A 22030-nucleotide genomic window follows, 5' to 3' on the forward strand; every position below is an offset into this window, starting at 1 on the left:
AAATACGACGAAGCGCCTCTCTTCCTTACCGAGCGCTTGTTTGCGCTCGGTTTTTTTGATAGGCCTCGACTTTAGGAGGAACTTACATGTTGATCGACATGCAACATATTCAAAAACAATTCGGTGGCCACGCCGTCTTAGTTGATGCCAATCTTCACGTGAACGCAGGCGAGCGGATCGGACTCGTCGGACGGAACGGCAGCGGTAAAACGACGTTGCTCCATTTGATCGTCGGCACCGAGGCGCCGGACGATGGCACGATTTATCGAAAACAACGGCTCAACATCGGTTATTTGGCACAATTGCCCGCCTATCCGGACAAGAGCGGGCGCGACGTGCTCTACACCGCGTTCGCCGAACTGATTCGGCTCGGCGAGGCGATGCATGCGCTCGAGGCAGAGATGGCGTCAAGCGATAAACTTGAACTGTTATTAGATAAGTACGGAGCGCTCCAAACCCGATACGAGCAGAGCGGCGGCTATGTAATCGACTCAAAAGTGAACGCTATGATCGACGGGCTCCGCCTCACGCGGTTTGTCGACCGCCCGTTCGACACGTTAAGCGGCGGCGAGCGGACGAAGGTCGGGCTCGCTTTGGCACTGCTGCAAGAACCGGAACTGCTCATCCTCGATGAGCCGACGAACCACTTAGACTTAGAAGCGATGGCTTGGCTCGAGTCGTTCTTACGGGACAGCCCGTCGACGCTCCTGCTCGTCTCGCACGACCGGGTCTTCCTCGATGCCGTCGCCACACGAATCGTCGAATGCGAGGACGGTGAGTTGACGAGTTTTGACGGCAATTACAGCTCGTTCGTCGCTCAAAAAGAGAAGCTGTTGCTCGACCAATTCCATGCCTACACCGAGCAACAAAAGAAAATCAAGAAGATGAAAGAGACGATCCGGCAGTTGCGGCAATGGGCGAACGAGGGCAATCCCCCGAACGAAAAGTTCTACCGCCGCGCCAAATCGATGGAAAAGGCGCTCGCTCGGATCGAGACGATCAAAAAACCGCGACTCGAGGCGATTCAGCCCGACATCACGTTCTCCGCGAGCGGGCGAACCGGGCGTGATGTGTTTGAAGTGACAGACGCTTCTGTCACGTATGATCAGACCGTGTTTCAAAACGTCTCGTTCTACGCCGGTCACGGGGAACGGATTGCCATCGTTGGACCGAATGGCAGCGGCAAGTCGACGCTCTTGAAGCTATTGCTAGGCGAGCTCGAGCCGACTTCCGGAGATGTTCGCCGGGCGGAACGGGCCCGAATCGGCTACTTGTCCCAGCACGTCCAGTTCGACGACGGGCATCGATTGATCGAGGCGTTCCGAGACCGGATCGCCGTCGACGAGGGCAAGGCACGACAGTTGCTCGCCCAGTTCTTGTTTTATGGAGCGAGCGTGTTCAAACCGGTCGGCAATTTGAGCGGCGGTGAAAAGATGCGGCTCATGCTCGCGGTCCTCATGCACGAGGACATGAACGTGCTCGTTCTCGACGAACCGACGAACCATCTCGACATCGAAGCGCGCGAGGCGCTCGAAGAAGCACTCGACCGCTTCACCGGAACGCTCGTCGTCGTTTCCCATGACCGGTACTTCTTGAACAAACTGTTCCCAATCACGTATTGGCTCGATGGAACAATCACCCGTTTCCCGGGAAATGTCGCCTACGCGCTTGAAAAACGGGTTGAACCTCACATCGCTGAACCCGTCTCGCAACCGAAAGCCAAAATAGCCAAACCGCAACGGCCCGTCGATACCGCGGCCGACGAGGCACGATTGAACCAGCTCGAAGATGATCATCAGAGTCTACTCACTCAAATGAACGACACGAACGACGTCGAGGAACTGATGACGCTGCAACGACAAGCCGATGCGCTCCAAGCTGACATCGATACGCTGCTCAATCAGTTGCTTGAATCGATTTAACGACGAACGACGCCGTGTCAACGGCGTCGTTTTTGTTCGAACCAGGATTGGACTAAAAAGCCGGTCACACCGACCGCCATCAAAAAATACGGGACGACGCGCGGCACCGCGCTCGCCTCTCCGATTGACATGAGCAGCAGTCCGCTCACGAACGTGCCGAGCCAGTACAATTTCGGCATAGATTCACCCCTTCACCCATCACCTAAGAAAAAGCGCCACACGTGTGGCGCTTAACGGTGAGCATTTTCTAAAAAAGCGGACTTTCACCCGATCGAGAAACATCTCGATCGACCGTCCCAGCGGATTGGTCAAATACGTGCTAGAAAATCGACGCGATTCACGCAATGATTTCTGAGCGTACGTTCGTCTAGAGGTCGATATAGCCTGGCACAGAAGCAAAAAATCGGTTCCGGATTGGCATGTTACCGACACTTCGACTGTGAAAAATGAAATCTGTCACGAACCTCGTCCTGCTCACCTCTGTTTCCAGAAAAATCGATACCTGTTGACGTCTGCTTCCCCAAAGCATCATGTTTGTCTGCCCCTTGCCATTTTAACATACGCAAGGTGGACGACAGATCGGATATGAAGGACGGTCACACAGGTCGATTTTTCTGACATGCTGTCTCTCGTTTCACCGAGCCGGCCTCGGCCAAACAACGACTGAATCTTTGTTTCATTCGTTGCCCCCTTTCAGCTCAACACGTTGAATGAGGACTACATTAATACAATAGCCGTTCTGCCCAGCGACGAACCCTAGTTCACCATTTCTTCAAAATTTCAGCTCATACATAACGATCAAGCGCATACGCGACTCCATCCGCCTCGGCGTCTTTCGTAATATGGGTACTGATGTCTTTTAGCGGATCGACCGCGTTGCCCATCGCAATTCTCGTCTCCGCCACCTCGAACATCGAGATATCATTCAAGTTGTCCCCGATCGCAACGATCTCTTCTTGCGGGATCTGATGATGCTCGGCGAGCTGCTTCAGCGCCATGCCTTTACTCGCCTTCGGATGTCCAATTTCAATCTTCGTCCATCCCGCCGTCGTGATCAAAATATCAGTCCGCGGCTCGTAAAGCTTCCGTAGCTTATGCAGCTTACGACGATCGAACGAATAGATGAACACTTTGTACACTTCATCGGCTTCAAAATCAATCTCATCAATCGTATCGACGTACGTCAGGCCGAACTGTTCATTTTGAATCTCGATCTCCCGCTCGCCCCACTCTCGGGTGAACGACTGGTCGTGCGGCAACACCTCATCTAATTCGCCTTTTAACAAGTCGGTACCCGTGCGCAACACTTTGACACCGGCGTTCGTATAAAACTCGACGTACGTATCATGCTCATGCGCCACGTCCCATAACTCCTGAACGACTTGTTTCGGGAGGGCGTGATAGTAAATACGTTCATTTTCATAAAATGCGATCGCCCCGTTCCCGGAAAGGATCGGGCACGTCAACTCGCTCCGCTTCAAAATTTCCTCGATATCATGGATTGAGCGTCCTGACGAGATGGCGACCAAATCACCGCGCTCCTGGCGTCGCCGGATTGCTTGTTGGTTCGCTTCCGTGATGACACCGGTGCGCGACAATAACGTCCCGTCTAAGTCGATGGCAATCAATTTCATTTAATTCTCTCCTTTCAGCATGTTTGTCTCCATTCTAATTCCCTGATTTGCTCAGTCTCAACTGTCAGATTGCACAGTAAATGAAAACTCCGGTTTCCCACTTTCAAAAATAGGGAATTTATTATTAGTTCTCAATAATATTTGTCCGTTCGGAAAGGAGTTCTTTATGAACATCTCACCTGGAAAGCCGCGTTTGAATCGTGTGTTTTACATCTCTGCGAGCATCATTGCCCTGCTCGTCTTATTCGGTGCGATTCGCCCGACATTATTTGCTGACATCGCCGGCAGTATCTTCAACTTCACGACCCGGTCGTTCGGTTGGTTCTACTTACTAGCCGTCTTCTTTTTCGTCCTCTTCTTAATCTTCCTCGCTTTCAGCAAGTACGGAAAGATTCGTCTCGGGGCAGACAGCGACCGACCACAATACCCGTTCTTCACTTGGATCGGAATGTTATTTTCAGCTGGTTTTGGGGTCGGGCTCGTCTTTTGGGGCGTTGCTGAACCGATGAGTCACTTCATCACGCCCCCATATGCGGATACGACTGAACTGACAGTCGAGGGAGCCCGACTCGCCATGGCCTATTCGTTCTTTCACTGGGGCGTCAGTCAATGGTCCGTCTTCGCCATCGTCGGATTGATCATCGCCTACTTCCAGTTTCGCCGGAATACAGATGGACGGATTTCGACAAGTTTATCTCCGCTCATCAAAGAGCGGCCTTACAAACAACCGCTCAACCAAACAATCGACATTTTTGCCGTCATCGCGACGGTCATGGGTGTCGCGACGTCGCTCGGGCTCGGCGTCCTGCAAATCAATGGCGGACTGAATAGCGTCTTCGGGTTGCCGAACACGGCACTCGTCCAAGTCCTCATCATCGTCGTATTGACCGCCTTGTTCTTGACGTCGACGACGACCGGTCTTGATCGCGGGATCAAATGGCTCAGTAACATCAACCTTGGAACGGCACTCGTATTGATGGTGTTCGTCTTCTTCGCCGGTCCGACCATCTTCATCTTAGAGACGTTCACGCTCGGGCTTGGCGACTATTTGCAAAACTTTATCCGCTATAGTCTCCGTCTCCAACCTTATCAACAAGGGACGTGGGTACGGGACTGGACGATTTTCTACTGGGCATGGGCCATCGCCTGGTCGCCATTCGTCGGAGCGTTCGTCGCTCGTGTCTCACGAGGCCGTACGATTCGCGAATTCATCGTCGGTGTGCTCGTCGTACCACCGTTCATCGCGCTCATGTGGATCGCTGTGTTCGGCGGAACCGCCCTTCATCTCGACTTGTTTGAAGGGACATCGATCGCCCAGGCAGTCGATGCCGACGTCACGAGCGCCTTGTTCGTCACGTTTGCCGAGCTGCCGTTCAGTTTCATCCTGTCTATCTTGTCGATTTTATTGATTCTCACGTTCTTGATCACGTCGGCCGACTCGGCGACGTACATCATCAGCAGTATGACAACGAACGGAAGCTTGAACCCGCCGCTTTCCGTCCGCATCGTCTGGGGTATCTTGCTCGGTGGCATCGCCGCTGTCCTGCTCATCGCGAGCGGACTCGAGGGGCTACAGACCGCTTCCTTGATCTCGGCCCTGCCGTTCACGATCATTCTAATCTTGATGGTGTACACGCTGTTCAGCTTGTTGCGTCAAGAGAACATCAAAAAAATCAAATGAGTTTGTCTGAGCCGCCGATTTCATGGCGGCTCTATTGCTGTCTCGATGCGTCGGTCCGTGTTGACACGTATGCGTCCGATTGCTACGCTTTTGTCAGCATGGCACGATAGTCAAAGGGGGAAATGGTATGGTTCAAGATTTCACACGCGGTTATGCGGAGACGCGAGACGCAAGCGACCCACTCGCACGCTACCGGGGAGAGTTTTACTTGCCGCAGGACGGGATCTACATGGACGGGAATTCGCTCGGTCTGTTATCGAAACGAGCCGAGAAGACGTTGCTCGAATCGCTCAGTGATTGGAAAGAACTCGGAATCGACGGCTGGATGTCGGGGCGCCATCCGTGGTTCAATCTGTCAGAAGAGCTGGCCGCACTCAACGCGCCGCTCATCGGTGCGAGCACCAATGAAGTCATGGTCACCGGATCGACGACCGTCAACTTGCATCAGCTCGCCGCCACGTTCTTTAAACCGGTCGGCAAACGGACGAAGATTCTCGCCGATGCGCTGACGTTCCCGTCGGACATTTACGCACTCCAAAGCCAACTCTTGCTACGCGACCTCGATCCGGCCGAACATCTCGTCCAAGTGCCGAGTCGTGACGGTCGTTATTTAAATGAGGATGACATCATCGCCGCCATGACCGACGATATCGCGCTCATCGTCTTGCCGACGGTGTTATACCGGAGCGGTCAGATTCTTGATATGGCCCGTCTCGCCAAAGCCGCACACGAACGCGACATATTGATCGGCTTTGATGCATGCCACTCGGTCGGCGCCATCCCGCACGCGTTTCATGATTGGGGCGTCGACTTCGCCTACTGGTGCAACTACAAGCATTTGAACGGCGGACCGGGAAGTGTCGGTGGGCTGTTCGTCCACGAGCGTCATTTCGGGACGACGCCAGGTCTTGCCGGTTGGTTCGGATCACGAAAAGACAAGCAGTTCGACATGGACCACACGATGACACCGGCTGAACATGCCGGTGCGTTCCAAATCGGGACACCGCACGTCATGAGCCTCGCGCCACAACTCGGCGCGCTCGAGATGTTCAATGAGGTCGGCATGGAAGCGATTCGTGAGAAGTCGCTCGCTTTAACGACGTATATGACCGAATTGATCGATGAACTGCTCGCACCGCACGGCTTCGTCATCGGCAGCCCGCGCGATGAAAAACGTCGCGGTGCCCACTTGAGCCTCGAGCATCCGGAAGCGGCTCGTATCTGTAAAGCGCTCAAACAACACCGTGTCATTCCTGATTTCCGAGCGCCGAACATCATCCGCCTCGCACCGGTCGCGCTCTACAACACGTTCACCGACGTGTACGACGTCGTCATGATCTTGAAAGAAATAATGGACAATAAAGAATACGAGGCGTTCGAGAACGTCCGTGAAGTCGTAGCTTAAGGAGATTAACGATGAGTGAACGTATCGAACATAAAGTCGAGCAATCGATTCAAACTGACTTTTCAAAAGACATGTCGTATGGCGACTATTTACAGCTCGACCCGATCTTATCGAGTCAACATCGCCTGTCGGACCACCACGACGAGATGCTGTTCATCATCATCCACCAGACGAGTGAGCTGTGGATGAAGTTGATCTTGCATGAGTTGACTGCGGCCGTGACCGCCATTGAAACGGGTGAGCTCGAACGATCGTTCAAAATGCTCGCCCGCGTCTCGAAAATCCAACAACAGCTCATCCAATCGTGGAGCGTCCTCGCGACGCTCACACCGGCCGAATATTTAGAGTTCCGTGACGAGCTCGGCTCGTCATCTGGTTTCCAATCGTACCAGAACCGCCAGATTGAATTCGCGCTCGGCTTTAAAAACGCACGGACGCTCAGTGTCTATGCCCATGACGAGGCACTCTATCCGCTCCTCGAGGCATCACTCCAAGCACCGAGCATCTATGACGTGACCGCCCGTGAGATGCACCGCCGCGGACTGCATATCGACGCGGACGTGCTCGACCGGGACGTGACGCAGGACTGGGAGTGGAACGAGAGCGTCGAGAACGCTTGGGCCGCCGTGTACCGGGACGTCAACACGTACTGGGACTTGTATGAACTCGGAGAGAAGTTGCTCGACATCGGCAACCAACAACAGATGTGGCGTTTCAATCATATGAGCACGGTCGAACGGATCATCGGTCAAAAAATGGGCACGGGTGGATCGTCCGGCGTGAACTACTTGCGCCGCGTCCTCGACCACCGTTTCTTCCCTGAACTATGGACCGTCCGGACAAAATTGTGAGGAGACATAACGATGACACAATGGATTGACGTATCACAGCCGCTCGACGACTCGATCACGACATGGCCGGGCGACACAAAGTTCAACTACGAGATCGCTTGGCCGATGGCGGACAGTGGCTCCGTCAACGTCGGCAAAGTGACGATGAGTCTACATACAGGCACACATATCGACGCCCCGTTCCATTTCGACGATGCCGGCAAGCGGGTGATCGACCTCGACCCCGGGCTCTACATCGGACCGGTCCGGGTCATTCATTTGCCCGGGCGACAAAAGATTGAAGCAAGTGATTTGGACGGATTCGACTTGACCGGTGTCGAGCGCCTCATCCTGAAGACGGACGGATGGCCGAACAAAGCTGAATTTCCAAGCCAGATCCCGGAACTTACGCCATCCCTCGCCGAGCGGTTGGGACAGCTCGGTATTTATTTGATCGGTCTCGACCTGCCATCGGTCGACGCCATCGACAGTAAAGACATGGACGCCCACCACGCGCTCGCGCGGAACGGCGTCCACATCCTCGAAGGGCTCGTCCTCGATGCGATCGCGCCCGGAGATTACGAATTGAACGCCGTCCCGCTTCCAATCGTGGAAGGTGACGGTAGCCCGGTGCGCGCATTGCTTCGCTCGATTGACTAACTGATCTTACATCCACTCCATTTTGACGGTGTGGATGTTTTTGTTTTATGTGAAAGGAACCATTGACGCTTGAGTTTGCAACTGTTCGGGAATGGATAATCATCGGAAGTGTGTAGAAAGGAGTGTTTTTTATGAAGACGATTTCTATGGTATTACCTGCCTATAACGAAGAAAAAAACATTCCTCTCATCTTCGACGCCATCCATGAACAGTTTGACGGCACTCCTTATTCTTATGAAATCTTATTCGTGAATGATGCAAGTTCGGATCGTACACTTGATGTAATTAAATATTTGGCTAAGCGTCATCCTGAAGTGCGTTACATCTCATTCTCGCGAAATTTCGGGAAGGAAGCAGCCATCCTGGCCGGGTTACAACACGCGACGGGGGATGCGACAATCTTGATGGATACCGATTTACAGCATCCGCCGTCCCTGATTCCGGACATGGTTGCCGGTTTCGAGCAAGGATTTGATCAAGTCATCGCCAAGCGCGACCGAGCCGGCGAAAGCAGGACTCGAAAACTGGCCTCTCGGACGTATTACAAGCTTATCAACAAAATCGTCGACGTCGAACTCGAGGACGGTGTCGGTGACTTCCGTCTGCTAAGCCGCGAGGCTGTCGACGCTCTCTTACGAATGAACGAGCATCAACGGTTCTCAAAAGGCTTATTCTCGTGGATTGGCATGGAACAAAAGACGATTACTTATCAAAATGTACTCCGTCAAAACGGCGAGACAAAATGGTCGTTTAGCCAACTATTCAATTACGGTGTCGATGGGTTGATCTCTTTCAATTCGAAACCGCTGCGCTTTTGCTTTTACTCAGGCGTATTGATTTTACTACTGTCGATGCTCTATATTCTGTTGACACTGTTTGACATCATTCAAGACGGTATCGACACACCAGGCTATTTCACGCTCATCTCAGCCATCCTGTTACTTGGTGGAATCCAGCTCGTCAGCCTCGGGATCATCGGTGAGTACGTCGGTCGCATCTATTTTGAGACGAAACGCCGTCCGGCCTACTTGATTCAAGAAACTAACATACAAAGGAAGAGTGCGAATGAACAAGAGAAAGGCCGAGTTTATAAGATTCGTCGCCATTGGGGGAATTAATACTCTTAACTACTATTTGATTTATATGTTGTTTCATCATCTATGGAACACCGGCTATGGGGTCTCTCATGTGGTGGCATTCACGCTCAGCATGATCGCCTCTTTCTTTTTGAACAGTTATTTCACGTTCAAAGTCAAACCGACGCTACGGAAATTTTTGCAGTTTCCGTTGACGCAAGTCGTCAACTTCACAGTCACGACGGTGTGTATTTATTTGCTCGTCGAACAACTGAACGTCTCGACGACGTTGGCCCCGTTGTTCGCCATCTTTATCGCTGTGCCGGCGACGTTCATCGTCACGAGTAAAATTTTGAAACGTGAGCAATCGACAATATGAGACAGTTCAAACTCATCAGTGTTGCGTTGCTCGTGTCGACCATCGCCCACGCTTTTTTCATCTACTATCAATCACAGGGTGGCTTCATCGCCGGACCGAATGACGGCTTATCGCAAATGGTCCCGTTCAAGCATTTCCTTTACGAAACGTTCCATAAAGGGAATCTCGTCTATGCCGAGGACTTCGGCTTCGGCGGCGGTATCCTCACACAACTCGCTTACTACTTTTCAACGTCAGTCGTATTTTGGCTCTCGGTCGCCGTCGTTTCCTTATTTGATGTGCTCGGACTCGTCACACCTGACTTGGACATGTGGTTGCGTCTCGCCTTGATTGTGAGCGTCATCCGGCTCGCTGTCGTCATCGTGTTCGCGACGTATGCGTATCAGTTGTTTAACGTCCGCACACTCCACGCTTTCGTCGGTGCCGTCATTTATGGTGTGTCGGTCATGTACATCCGTCACGTGACGTTTTGGGAGTTTTTTGCGGACGGCTTTTTGTGGGTCCCGCTCCTTGTCATCGGTCTCGAACGCATCATCCGAAACGGTCGCGCCGACTTCTTTATCATCGTTAGTGCCATCATGCTGATCAATAACTTTTACTTTGCCTACATCAATTTAGTCTTCGTTCTCGTCTATGTCTTGTTCCGACAATTCATTCACCTACCCGAAGATCAGGTCAGTCGTAAACAGCAATGGTTGCTCTATAGCGGATCTGGCGTCATTGCCCTACTTCTGAGTTCGTTTGCGTTCATTCCGGCGACTTATGGCTTTTTGCAAAATGAGCGACCATCGCTTGAGCATGAGATTCGTTGGATTCAGCTCGACAATTTGTTATACGATAGCAGTCTGCTGATCCTACCGGCCGTCTTCCTACTGTTCGCTCTTTATCGTCCGCTCTACCGTCACGTCACGTTCCGATTATTTGTGAGCATGAGTCTACTGTTGACCCTACTCCATTTCAGTCCGCATGTCGGTAGCTTCTTCAACGGCTTCTCGGCACCGCAATATCGCTGGGAGTATTTGGCGAGCTTCACGATCGGCGGCATGGTTGCTGTCGGCTTGACGCATTGGCGCTTCGAAAAAACATCATTTTTCAAGGCAGCCGTCGTAACCGTTTTGGCTTATCTCGGTTTTGGGCTATTCGGTAACGCGCCATGGCCAATCGTGTTCGGTATGTTTGCCCTCATGATTTTAACCGTCTTATCGTTTTGGCTTAAACCATTGTTGGCTCCGTACCTCATCATCGCGTCTTGTCTCATCGTGTTCAACGGTTACACGAAGTTGGTGCTTCACGATATGGCGATCGTCAACACGAACGCGACGTTCGTTACGAGCGAGCAGTACAACAGCGCTGAACAACGGGAACTCATCGATGTCGTCCGTGAAGAGGCCGGTCCACTCGAGCGTATGGATTGGATGGTGCCACTTCGCAACAACACACCAATCGTCCAGTCATTCCTTGGGACGAGTCTATACTCGAGTATTTTGAACGGACACTTGCTCACATTCTATTGGAGCGACCTTGAAATTGATATGAGACGGGAAAGTGTCAGCCGTTACGGGACACTCGGCAACCGTTCGAACTTACATCATGTGCTGTCGACTCCTTATTGGATGCGTGATAAAACAATCGCGAGCGAGGCACCGTACGGCTTCCAACTGCTTGGCGAAACAGAACGTTACGCCGTTTATGAAAGCGGGACCCGCTTGCCGTTCGTCCGGACGACATCAAACACGTACAATCGTGAAGCGCTTAAAGATGTCTCGATGTTGACGCGTGAGCAAGCGATGCTGTCGGGTGTCATCTTAGAACAGGGAACCGCAACACCGTCCCCAGCGCAAACGATTACGTTTGTGAGTGAGCCTGTCAATGCGGTATGGGAAGATGAGACACTCCAAGTCACCGCTGAAGAAGGCGGAGTCGACTTTATTCCGGACGTCCCAGACTCGGCGACGGGTGATTTGTACGTCTCGTTCAAGATTCGCAAGCTTGAAGGTGATGGTTTCTTCATCCGGCTTGGGAATTACCGGACGACTCGAAAACCAGAAGCGTCGATTTATCGGACCAATCTCACTTCGATGACGCTCCGGACACCTCTCAAGAAAAACGTACCGCTCCGTCTACCGGAAGGAACGTATGTACTTGAAGACGTGACGATCGAGTGGGAAGATTACGCGACACTCGAAGACGCCCTTGAAGAATCGGCTTCTATCCCGGATATTCCGGTCGTTTGGGACGGACCTGACATCGACTTCACGGTTGAAGACGCAACCGAAGGGACATATGCCGTCCTCCCTGTTCCGTATGAACGAGGGTGGAAGGCGACTGTGAACGGAGAGCGACGCGACGTCTTGCAAGCAAACTATGCTTGGAGCGCCGTTTCACTCGACGAAGGTCGCAACGAGGTCGCGTTGACGTATCGTCCGCCGTTCTTCATCGTCACGACTGCGATGACCCTGCTTGGTCTCGCCTTGTTCGTCGGTTATCTTCTGTATCTACGCCGCAAAGAGCATCCGTTCACGTGAACGGATGCTCTTTTTCTTGCATGATTTCGCTCGAACTTTTCCGATGATCGAACCGTTTTGAAATTTGAATCTTATATTTAAGATGTTCCTCATAGTCTTTCGCAAACACACCGGCGTATAAGAAATCGAGCAGACAATGGATCGAGTCGTTCGAGGTGAAACTGCCGATTTTCGAGTAGAGACGCTCGCGCGTCGTCAAACGGAGCGTGCAGTCCGCCTCGTGCGAGATGGCGTTCTCGCCGAGGCTCGTAAGCGCGAGCACCGGCACCCGGCGGCTCTTCAAATAAGGAATGAGGCCGACCGTATAATCACTCTCACCTGTATAGGAGATGAGGAGCGCGCACGTCGTTTCATCCGAGTTCGCTGCCTCGAACTCGGCGTCCACCTCACAAAGTGTGACTTGCTTGCCAATGCGATTCATTTTGGACTTGAAGTCGTGGCAGAGCAGCAAGTTATGAATGATTGAAAAGACTTTAATATGCCTGGCCTCATGTAACATCGTCACGGCTTGCTCGAACGCCTCATGATCTAATAAAGATAGCGTATCCTCGATTGTCATCTGTTTGAGCGTCGCCATCTTGTTCGCCACAACCATCAAACTATCCCCGTCCGCGAACGGATAGTTGGCATCGATGTTAGAAAAATGACGGTTCAAGTACTCAATTTCTTCTAAAAATTGTATTTTCAAATCAAGCCAACCTGAAAAATCTAATTTCGTGGCAATTCGACTTAGTATCGATGGATGCGTGTACGTCGCTTCGGCAATCTGCTTCATCGTTTGGTCATGGATATGCTCGCGTTCGGCGAACAAATAATCGATGACGCCTCGTTCCGACGGCGAGAACAAATCTTGTTTCAGCTTTTCGGTCAACAACATATCTAGTCTCCTCTCGTGAATGAAATTCACAAAAATCATTCTTTTTTTGTTTTGTTTTGTAAACGCTTTCGGAGTTGTCTGTAAATCTATTGTGTTCATTTCTCTATATTCTATACTGAAATGGACATGAGAAAATACATCAAGCAGTCAATTCCATTTACACACCGCTCAATTTTTTGTGAACTATATGAGGAGGAGATTGAAATGACAACCGGAATCAAACTCGTCACGATCGGTGGCGGCAGCAGCTACACGCCAGAATTGATGGAAGGATTCATCAAACGTTACGAAGAGTTGCCGATCCGCGAGATTTGGCTCGTCGATATCGAAGCGGGAAAAGAGAAGCTCGAGATTGTCGGACAGATGGCCCAACGCATGTGGGACGCTTCACCTCATGACGTCACCGTGCATCTCACACTCGACCGGCGGGAAGCGTTACAAGGCGCCGACTTCGTCACGACCCAGTTCCGCGTCGGCTTGCTCGACGCCCGGATCAAAGACGAACGCATCCCGCTCTCCTACGGCATGGTTGGGCAAGAGACGAATGGGGCCGGCGGCATTTTGAAGGCGTTCCGGACCATTCCTGTCATTCTCGACATCGTCGAAGATATGAAACAGCTCTGTCCGAACGCCTGGCTCGTCAACTTCACGAACCCGAGCGGTATGGTGACCGACGCCATCATTCGTTACGGGAAGTGGGACAAAGTCATCGGACTTTGCAACGTCCCGGTCAACGCGATGATGGCCGAACCGGAACTGATCGGCAAGAAACCGGGAGACTTGATTTACTCTTTCGCCGGATTGAATCACTTCCACTGGCACCGCGTGCATGACGTGACTGGTCGTGATGTGACGCGCGATATCATCGACAAGATGTACGATGGTAATTCCGGCATCCCGGCCAATATCCACGACATGCCGTTCTTCAAAGAGCAGCTGCATCAGATGAATATGATCCCGTGCGGCTATCACCGTTACTATTATCGCGCCGAGGAGATGCTCGCCCACATGCTCGAGGAGTACCGAGATCCGGCTGCCGGGACACGGGCCGAACAAGTGAAACAGACGGAAGCCGAGCTGTTCGAACTGTATAAAGATCCGCACCTCGACCATAAGCCGGAGCAACTGTCGAAGCGGGGCGGCGCCCACTACTCGGACGCGGCGTGTGAGACGATCGCCTCAATCTATGCGAATAAAAACACACACATCGTCGTCTCGACGAAAAATAATGGTGCTGTCCCCGACCTTGCTCCCGACGACGTCGTCGAAGTGTCCGCCTATATTGGTGCTAACGGCGCGAAACCGATCGCCTTCGGTTCACTCGCACCAGCCGAAAAAGGTTGGCTCCAAGTCATGAAAAACATGGAGCTGTGCGTCGAAGAAGCAGCTGTGACTGGGAATTACGGACTTGCTCTTCAAGCGTTCATCATCAATCCGCTCATCCCGAGCGGCGAGACCGCGAAACGGGTGCTTGATGAACTGCTCATCGCCCATAAAGCTCACCTGCCTCAGTTCGCCGACAAAATCGCCGAGCTCGAGGCAGACGGTGTGACCGTCAAAGATGAAGTCGTTCAAGCGCTCCGCCCGATTACACAATCATAAAAAACAGCCGGCGCATCTAGGATACGCCGGCTGTTCTCATTATTTGATCAACTCGAGGTCGACCGGAATGTTTTCTTCCACGGTCTCACCTTTCAAGTAGTTGACGGCTGCTTCGACACCGAGTTTTCCGATCTCTGTCGGTTTTTGCGCCACCGTTGCGGCCATCGTTCCGTCTTCAACAGCCTTGACCGCGTCATCCGTCGCATCGAAACCGATGACTTTGACATCGCTCAATCCGGCACTGCTCAACGCTTGGACCGCACCGAGTGCCATTTCGTCATTGTGCGCGAACACCGCGACGATATCTTTATTGTCTTGGAGAATGTTTTCCATGACCGTTAAGCCTTGGGCCCGGTCAAAGTTTGCCGATTGTTTGGCCACGACGTCGAGTTTTCCATCGATTGCCTCGTTGAAGCCTTGACCGCGATCGCGTGTGGCCGATGCTCCTGGAATACCTTCTAATTCAACGACTTTCCCGCCTTCCCCGACGAGTTCAACCATGTACTCACCAGCGAGCTTCCCGCCGGCTACGTTGTCTGACGCGACGTGGGCGACGACTTCTCCCGATTCTGCGTTCCGGTCGACCGTGATGACAGGGATACCAGCATCGTTCGCGCTTTGAACAGCGGCTCCGACCGCTTCGGAATCCGTCGGGTTAATCAAAATCAAATCCATGCCTTTTTGAATCATATCTTCGACGTCGCTCACTTGTTTCGCCGCATCGTTTTGTGCGTCAGCCACAGTGAGTGTCGCATCGAGTTGCTTCGCCTCTTCTTCAGCTCCATCTTTCAAAGCAACGAAGAACGGGTTGTTCAATGTAGAGATGGAGAGTCCGATCTTAAAGTCCCCATCTTTTGGTTCTTGTTCCGAACTTGTTCCCGGTTGTTCCGTCGAACAAGCCGCCATCATGACCATTGTCAGTACGAGTAGCCAAGCTGTCCATTTTTTCATCTTCTGTTTCCCCTTTCGATGATTACGCGTTTTGTTTGCGATCAAGTAGCACCGCGAATAAGATGACGGCCCCTTTGACGACGAGTTGGAAGAACGACGAGACGCCGAGAAGATTCAAGCCGTTATTCAACGTGCCGATAATTAGAGCGCCAATCAATGTTCCGACAATCCAACCACGTCCCCCGGCTAAACTTGTTCCCCCGAGAACAACAGCCGCAATCGCATCAAGCTCGTATGAAGTACCTGCCGTCGGCTGAGCCGAATTGAGACGTGACGTTAAAATGATTCCTGCTAACGCTGCCAACATGCCTGACAACGAGTAAATCATCACTTTGACTTTATTAACGCCAATCCCCATCAGTTTAGAGGCTTCCTCATTACCGCCAATCGCATACGTATGGCGTCCGAACGTCGTTTTTTTCAAGATGAAGTAGAGTATGCCGAACGCAATCAACATCGTGACCGCCGGCACCGGAATAATCCATAAGTAGCCACGCCCTAACATTTCAAACCAAGTTGAGTCCCCTAAACCGGTGATCGGCCGGCCATCCGTGTATACGAGCGTCAGCCCTCGGTAGATGGTCATCGTCGCCAGCGTCGCAATGAACGGCGCGACTTTTCCGTATGTGATGACGGCTCCGTTAAACGCACCGAGCACGGCACCTGCAATCAATCCGAGCGCGATCGCCATGACAGCGTGTTGACCATCGACCATCATCCCGGCGACGAATGCCGAAGAGAGCGCGAGAATCGACCCGACTGATAAATCAATTCCGCCTGTCAAAATGACGAACGTCATCCCGAACGCAATCAAGGCGTTGATGGAAACTTGCCGCAAGACGTTAAAGATGTTGTTCAACGAGAGAAATCCTGGTTCGAGAGCCGTCACCACAACGATGATAGCAAGTAATCCGAACAGTGGACCGAGTTTTTGCCCCCATCCGAGCTTTTGCGGTCGCCCTAGCGCAGCCGTTGCTTTCAATTCCATATCATTGTCCTCCTGTCGCATATGTCATGACTTTTTCTTGCGTCGCCTCGTCTTTTGCTAACGTCCCTGTGACGACGCCTTCTCGCATGACGACGATTCGATCACTCATCCCGAGCACCTCGGGTAAATCCGAAGATACCATGATGATTGCGACACCTGCCTCTGCCAACTCACTCATAATCGTGTAAATTTCTTTTTTCGCCCCGACATCGACTCCTCGTGTCGGTTCGTCGAGGATGAGCACATCTGGTTCGACGCCAAGCCACTTTCCTAGAACGACTTTTTGTTGGTTCCCGCCAGAAAGCGACTTCACTTTTTGTTCCATCGAATGATGTTTGACACGGAGCTTCTTCAAATATCCGTCCGCGAAGCGCTCCTCGTCTTGTCTCGAGATGATTGTTCCCTTCGCCCGTTTATCGAGCGTTGGTAGCGACAAGTTTTCTCGTAACGAGAAGTCAAGGAGCAACCCTTCGCCTTTTCGGTCTTCTGTCAAAAACGCGATACCGTGACGAATCGCATCAGCCGGCCGTCTGATCTTTATTTCTTTTCCATTCAGTTTGACGACACCGCCTCTTGTGCGGTCGGCGCCGAACAAGGCGCGCATCACCTCGGTCCGACCGGCTCCCATCAATCCTGAGAAACCGACGATTTCACCCGCCCGTACATCGAACGAGACGTTGTGGAACCGGTTACCTATCAAACTATCAACTTCGAGGACGACGTCGCCAATCGTGGCGGTCCGGTCCGGGTAACGTTCCCCGATCTCGCGTCCGACCATCTCTTTGACGATTTCTTCAAATGACGTCTCGGCGATAGGATGCGTCCCGATCGACACCCCATCACGGAGAACGGTGATGCGGTCACACAGTTCAAAAATTTCTTCCATCCGATGGGAGATATAAATGATGGACACGCCTTGGTCACGTAATGCACGCGATACCGAGAACAACGCCCGAATCTCACGGTCGGTCAAGGCGGCCGTCGGTTCGTCCATGACGATGACTTTTGCGTCTGTCATGAGCGCTTTCGCGATCTCAATCATCTGTTGTTGACCGACGGACAAGTTTTTAGCAAGCTCATCGACTTCCATGAATACGTTCAGCTCGGCCAAATATTCCCGGGCGCGACGCTTCATCTCTTGTTGCTTGATGACACCGAACGGACCGGTCAACTCCCGACCGAGGAACAAGTTTTCCATCACCGTCAATTCCGGCAAAATATTCAACTCTTGATGGATGAAGGCGATGCCGGCTCGTTCGGCTTCTTTCGGATGTTTGAACTGCCGCACGGCACCATCGATTTGGACCTCCCCTTCGTCTTGCGCGTGAAGTCCGGTCATCACTTTCATAAGCGTTGATTTGCCGGCCCCGTTCTCACCCATCAACGCGTGAATTTCACCAGGCAACAATTCAAAGTCCACACCTCTCAATACACTTACCGGACCGAAAGACTTATGGATGCGTTTCAACTGGATGTGCATCGAACCCCTCCTTAAAATAAAACGCCGGCGTGTAAAATGACGTTCGCATACGGTGTCGCTTCACCTGTACGAATGACGACTTTCGCCTGCTCGACTTCACGCTTGAACGCTTCATGCGAGCATGTCTTGACCGTTTCGAATCGTTCGGTCAACGCTTTGGCAATCGGCTCGTTCTCGGTGAACACTTCGTCCGCCACCGTAATCTGTTCGATGACCATGTCAGCCTCAACCGCATTCAACACATCAAGAAATGACGGTTCGCCTAGACGTAGTGCTAAATCGACCCGCTTTACTCCTTTAGGGATTGGCAGTCCGCAATCGGCGATGACGACTGTATCCGTATGTCCCAGGTCAGCAAAGACTTTTGCCAAATGACTATTGAGAATCCCATGTTTTTTCATCACACTCGCTCCAATCGTCTCATCACGTCGGCTCGGTTCGGCATCCCGCCTTGAGCCCCGAATCCTTCCACGCTCATGCCCGAAGCTACGACGGCAAAACGCGCGGCTTCTTCTAAATTGTTTCCTTCCACGAGGGAAACTGCGAGAGCGCCATTGAATGTATCTCCCGCCCCGGTCGTATCGACGACATTCGCCAGGATGGCTGGGATATGTTGAATCGTCTTCCCGTCGAAGAAACGAACACCTCTTACTCCTTCTGTCACAATCAATTTGTTTGGGTAACGGCGCAATACGTCTTCAATCGGCAAGTCGCCGAATAGATCGCGGCATTCGTGCTCGTTCGGCGTCACGTAGGTCACCTTTTCAAGTAACTCACTCGTGAGCGCTTGAGACGGCGCCGGATTTAACAGGACTGGAATGTTTCGCTGATGACAGTACGTACTCACTTGTTCGACGGTTTCAATCGGAATTTCTAGTTGCAACAAGACGAGCGTCTGGTCATCAAGCAGTTGCTCCAACTCCACGTCGGTGAAGCGTACATGCTTGTTCGCGGATTGAACGACGACGATTGAGTTATCGCCGTCTGCTAATACGATATGCGCCGTCCCTGTCACTTCTTCGCCAATCGTTCGCAGATGACGCGTCCCGACCTGGTTCTGTTTAAAATTTTGACGGATTATATTCCCAAATTCATCGGATCCGACGCAACCGACCATCTCGACCTGACCACCTAGTCGAGCGGCAGCCACTGCTTGGTTGGCGCCTTTTCCCCCGGGTACCGTCTGAAATGTATTCCCGATGACCGTCTCTCCAGCCTGCGGACGTTTATTTGTCGTGACAACCAAATCCATAGATACACTCCCGATGACAACAATTCGGTTCATGCGTCATGCCCCTTTCGTTTCGTCGTCTGTCGCTCTGTCAGTGTGACAGGCAATAAAATTTCTTTTGCAGCGGTCTCTTTCTTTTCAATCAAATCAAGAAGTCGCTCGGTCGCTAGTCGCCCCATCTCATAGATCGGTTGAGCAATCGTCGTGAGTGGCGGAGACGTCATCTCACCTAACTCGATGCCATCATACCCGATGACTTGTAAGTCTTCAGGCACCCGGACGTTGCGACGCACCGCTTCCTGCAATACTGCGGCGGCGATGACGTCATTGGCGGCAAACACACCATCGAACGGCCAATACTCGTCAAATAATGTTTGTGCCGCCGTGAGCGCCTCTTTGAATGCAAAACTAGAATGTGTCATCCCGACGAGCCGGTCACCCGCCACGTCGAGAAAACCATCTGTCCGTCGTCTCACCGTTAGGAGGTGCTTAGGCCCAGCGATGTGAGCAAGCTTTGTTGCCCCACAGCTCAACAGCGTCTCCGCTGCGAGGCGTCCACCTTCATACCCGTTCGAGATGACGGCATCAATCCCCGGCTTGACGATACGATCTAACGCCACCATCGGTAGTTCTAACTTTTCATAGTTCGGGTTATCCGAATGGTTCGTCGTAATAATCAGTCCATCGACATGCATCGTCTGAAGAGCGACCAAATACGTCTGCTCTTTTGAAAGTTGCTCATCCGTGTTGCAAAGTACGACCTGATAGCCGTGCTGGTTGGCCACGTCTTCAATCGCTCGGGCTAATTGTGGAAAGAACGGATTTGTAATATCCGGCATAATCAAGCCGATCAAGCCCGATGTCTTTTTAAATAATGAACGCGCGACTCGGTTCGGGGCATAGTCAAGTTCGGCGATGGCCCGCTCGACGGCTTCCCGCGCTTCTGCACTTACGTATCCGTTATTGTTCATGACACGGGACACGGTCGCGACAGAAACGTTCGCTCGTTTGGCCACTTGTTTGATTGTCGCCATCTCGAACCTCCTTTTTGGTAACGCTTACAAAACAAGCATAATGTGTAACCGGTTACATATCAACTATTTTTTAAAATTAATCTGTATCAGCTAAGAATTATGAGAACAGGAGCGCCCTCCCATCAAGGAAGACGCTCCTGTTCTCCTGGTCATTTTACGTTTTTCAGATTCCTCCATTAAGAGATGAACGGTTGTCATAATCATCACGCGTGATGACATAGACCAAACTTCGAACGGTCCGCCCGTCCAACCGGGTCAGCTCTTGCGTCGTCGTGAACGCATACGTGAAACCGCACTTCTCGACGACACGACGCGACCGGTCATTGAAATCGAAATAACCGCACCAAATTCGTTCGAGGCCTAGGTCGACAAATCCGTGACGAAGCAGCTCACGCACCGCTTCCGGGACGTAGCCTCTCCCCCAATGATCCGGACTGAGCACGTAGCCGATTTCGCGCTGGTTGTCGTGTTGGATATCCGGGTCTGGTCGCCGGTCGTGCAAACCGATGCTGCCGATCAGTTCGCCGGTCGCTTTCAACGTGATCGCCCAGACGTCTTGATCTTGCTGGAACATACGGATGACGTCCCGCGTCTCGTCGACGGACTCGTGCGGGGCCCAGCCCGCCATCGGTCCGACCCGCTTATTCTTCGCATAGCGATGCATCGCTTCGGCATCATCGAGCTGAAACGCTCTGAGCCGTAGCCGTTCTGTGTCTAATTGAATCATGTCAGCTGCTCCTTCGCTCGTTTCCCTCGCCTCCGTTCCGGGAACAACGGAACAGAGGAGGGATGACGATGCCGTTTGATTACGACTTAGATTTTGAAACGATTGATTTTCGCGAGCAGCCCGAGCTGTATCGCGTCGGACGAGGTGAACAAGGCGTCCTGCTCGTCGAACCGTATAAGAGTGAGATTTTACCGCACTGGCGCTTTAAGACACCTGCCATCGCCAAACAGTCCGCCGATGAGATCATGGAGCTGTTTGAAGCGTATCGGGCAAACGACGATTTCGTCGGCATGGACATGGCGCGGAAGTTCATCCAGATGGGCCATACCCGGGCCCGTCGTTACGCCAACTATAAAGGTGGCCGCAAGTATAAAGACGACGGGGACATCCATGACCGCCAAATCGATGAAGAGAAAGCCGAGTCGGCCCGCATCTTCAAAGAGCGCTGGGACCAGATCCGAGCGGACAAGGATTATTTGAAGCGAAAGAAAGCCCATCAAAAACAATTTGGCTAATCAACGGACCATGACGATGAAGTTCGTCTGCCCTTTGACGAACGCGGCGACTTGACGGAACCCGACCTGTTCATACAAATGGATGGCCCGCTCGTTGAATGCGGCCACGGTCAAGCGCAGCGGTTTCTCCTCGCGCTCTGCTGCGCCAAGCACCGTCTCGACGAACGAACGACCTTGTCCTTTACCGGTGCGGTCCGGGCGCATGCCCAATCCGATATCGAGATGGATGGCATCGTACGCGTATGTCGGGTTCGGAACTTGCGCGTACGGTCCGAGGCAATAAAAACCGAACAACCCTTCATCGTCGTGAATCGCATGATAAGTCATTAACTCGTCTAACCCTTCAGCCGAAGGGTCCTGATTATAAAAATCATAGGGTGCTTCATACGTCCACGCTTGGATTGCGCGGGCGTTTTCTCGTGTCATCGGTCGAATGTGCATAACCTCCCCCCTTTCTCGCATCTGTTCTTGTTCGTGCCACAGTTGGTGTTTCCCTGTCTCTGACCAAAGAAA

General features: G+C 52.2%; 21 protein-coding genes. 10 read left to right on the forward strand and 11 right to left on the reverse strand.

Features of this window, described 5'->3' with window-relative positions; translation table 11 throughout:
* Window positions 1-86 precede the first annotated feature (86 nt).
* Entirely contained in the window at window positions 87-1922 is a 1836-nt protein-coding gene (abc-f, locus tag EVJ29_RS08455) for a ribosomal protection-like ABC-F family protein (protein ID WP_131490298.1), read from the forward strand.
* Between the two features lie 17 nt (window positions 1923-1939).
* On the opposite strand, the gene EVJ29_RS15490 is transcribed toward abc-f, so the two are convergent.
* Together EVJ29_RS15490 and EVJ29_RS08460 are read right to left on the reverse strand one after the other, a co-directional pair.
* Window positions 1940-2101, reverse strand: a complete 162-nt coding sequence (locus EVJ29_RS15490) for a hypothetical protein (protein WP_167615757.1) — start codon at window positions 2099-2101, stop codon at window positions 1940-1942.
* 606 nt (window positions 2102-2707) lie between these two features.
* Window positions 2708-3556, reverse strand: a complete 849-nt coding sequence (locus EVJ29_RS08460; protein WP_070329442.1) for a Cof-type HAD-IIB family hydrolase — start codon at window positions 3554-3556, stop codon at window positions 2708-2710.
* A 166-nt stretch (window positions 3557-3722) separates the two neighbouring features.
* On the opposite strand from EVJ29_RS08460, the gene EVJ29_RS08465 reads away from it, so the two are divergent.
* The 7 genes from EVJ29_RS08465 (at window position 3723) to EVJ29_RS08495 (ending at window position 12112) form a co-directional block, all read left to right on the forward strand.
* Complete coding sequence (locus EVJ29_RS08465) at window positions 3723-5237, forward strand: BCCT family transporter (protein ID WP_131490299.1); 1515 nt, start codon at window positions 3723-3725, stop codon at window positions 5235-5237.
* 127 nt (window positions 5238-5364) lie between these two features.
* Complete coding sequence (gene kynU, locus EVJ29_RS08470; protein WP_131490300.1) at window positions 5365-6642, forward strand: kynureninase; 1278 nt, start codon at window positions 5365-5367, stop codon at window positions 6640-6642.
* 11 nt (window positions 6643-6653) lie between these two features.
* The gene (gene kynA / locus EVJ29_RS08475) at window positions 6654-7493 is read left to right on the forward strand and encodes a tryptophan 2,3-dioxygenase (RefSeq protein WP_131464779.1); all 840 of its coding nucleotides are present in this window, start codon (window positions 6654-6656) and stop codon (window positions 7491-7493) included.
* Window positions 7494-7505: 12 nt separating this feature from the next.
* A complete protein-coding gene (kynB, locus tag EVJ29_RS08480; RefSeq protein ID WP_131439437.1) occupies window positions 7506-8132 on the forward strand; it encodes an arylformamidase in 627 nt (208 codons plus the stop codon).
* A 131-nt stretch (window positions 8133-8263) separates the two neighbouring features.
* Window positions 8264-9250 (forward strand): glycosyltransferase family 2 protein, encoded by a 987-nt coding sequence (locus tag EVJ29_RS08485; protein ID WP_131439439.1) that lies wholly within the window; start codon window positions 8264-8266, stop codon window positions 9248-9250.
* 25 nt (window positions 9251-9275) lie between these two features.
* Window positions 9276-9587 carry a GtrA family protein gene (locus EVJ29_RS08490; protein WP_330857366.1) on the forward strand — a complete coding sequence of 104 codons (312 nt, stop codon included), beginning with the start codon at window positions 9276-9278 and terminating at the stop codon, window positions 9585-9587.
* Window positions 9584-12112: a YfhO family protein gene (locus EVJ29_RS08495; protein WP_131504968.1), complete on the forward strand. Its 2529-nt coding sequence runs from the start codon at window positions 9584-9586 to the stop codon at window positions 12110-12112. The genes EVJ29_RS08490 and EVJ29_RS08495 overlap by 4 nt, the downstream gene beginning before the upstream one ends.
* Here EVJ29_RS08495 and EVJ29_RS08500 read toward each other — a convergent pair.
* Entirely contained in the window at window positions 12105-12989 is an 885-nt protein-coding gene (locus EVJ29_RS08500; RefSeq protein ID WP_070329451.1) for a MurR/RpiR family transcriptional regulator, read from the reverse strand. The genes EVJ29_RS08495 and EVJ29_RS08500 overlap by 8 nt on opposite strands.
* Window positions 12990-13193: 204 nt before the next feature.
* Here EVJ29_RS08500 and EVJ29_RS08505 point away from each other — a divergent pair, with 204 nt between their 5' ends.
* Entirely contained in the window at window positions 13194-14591 is a 1398-nt protein-coding gene (locus EVJ29_RS08505; protein WP_131504969.1) for a 6-phospho-beta-glucosidase, read from the forward strand.
* Between the two features lie 39 nt (window positions 14592-14630).
* Here EVJ29_RS08505 and rbsB read toward each other — a convergent pair whose 3' ends face one another.
* The 7 genes from rbsB to EVJ29_RS08540 all read right to left on the reverse strand — a co-directional run bounded on the left by rbsB (window position 14631) and on the right by EVJ29_RS08540 (window position 21002).
* On the reverse strand, window positions 14631-15542 hold the full coding sequence (gene rbsB / locus EVJ29_RS08510) for a ribose ABC transporter substrate-binding protein RbsB (RefSeq protein WP_070329453.1): 912 nt from the start codon (window positions 15540-15542) through the stop codon (window positions 14631-14633).
* A 22-nt stretch (window positions 15543-15564) separates the two neighbouring features.
* Entirely contained in the window at window positions 15565-16530 is a 966-nt protein-coding gene (locus EVJ29_RS08515; RefSeq protein WP_070329454.1) for an ABC transporter permease subunit, read from the reverse strand.
* A 1-nt stretch (window position 16531) separates the two neighbouring features.
* Entirely contained in the window at window positions 16532-18010 is a 1479-nt protein-coding gene (locus EVJ29_RS08520) for a sugar ABC transporter ATP-binding protein (RefSeq protein ID WP_070329455.1), read from the reverse strand.
* A gap of 11 nt (window positions 18011-18021) precedes the next feature.
* Window positions 18022-18411 carry a D-ribose pyranase gene (gene rbsD / locus EVJ29_RS08525; RefSeq protein ID WP_070329456.1) on the reverse strand — a complete coding sequence of 130 codons (390 nt, stop codon included), beginning with the start codon at window positions 18409-18411 and terminating at the stop codon, window positions 18022-18024.
* Window positions 18411-19295 (reverse strand): ribokinase, encoded by an 885-nt coding sequence (gene rbsK / locus EVJ29_RS08530; protein WP_070329457.1) that lies wholly within the window; start codon window positions 19293-19295, stop codon window positions 18411-18413. Before rbsK ends, rbsD begins: the two co-directional genes overlap by 1 nt.
* Complete coding sequence (locus tag EVJ29_RS08535; protein WP_131464789.1) at window positions 19292-20275, reverse strand: LacI family DNA-binding transcriptional regulator; 984 nt, start codon at window positions 20273-20275, stop codon at window positions 19292-19294. Before EVJ29_RS08535 ends, rbsK begins: the two co-directional genes overlap by 4 nt.
* 163 nt (window positions 20276-20438) lie before the next feature.
* Window positions 20439-21002: a GNAT family N-acetyltransferase gene (locus EVJ29_RS08540; protein ID WP_131464791.1), complete on the reverse strand. Its 564-nt coding sequence runs from the start codon at window positions 21000-21002 to the stop codon at window positions 20439-20441.
* A gap of 68 nt (window positions 21003-21070) precedes the next feature.
* On the opposite strand from EVJ29_RS08540, the gene EVJ29_RS08545 reads away from it, so the two are divergent.
* Window positions 21071-21517 (forward strand): DUF4385 domain-containing protein, encoded by a 447-nt coding sequence (locus tag EVJ29_RS08545; RefSeq protein ID WP_131464793.1) that lies wholly within the window; start codon window positions 21071-21073, stop codon window positions 21515-21517.
* Here EVJ29_RS08545 and EVJ29_RS08550 read toward each other — a convergent pair whose 3' ends face one another.
* Window positions 21518-21958: a GNAT family N-acetyltransferase gene (locus tag EVJ29_RS08550; protein ID WP_236633485.1), complete on the reverse strand. Its 441-nt coding sequence runs from the start codon at window positions 21956-21958 to the stop codon at window positions 21518-21520.
* Window positions 21959-22030 lie beyond the last annotated feature (72 nt).

The sequence above is a fragment of the Exiguobacterium sp. SH4S7 genome (assembly GCF_004336795.1).
Classification (GTDB): Bacteria; Bacillota; Bacilli; order Exiguobacteriales; family Exiguobacteriaceae; genus Exiguobacterium; species Exiguobacterium aurantiacum_A.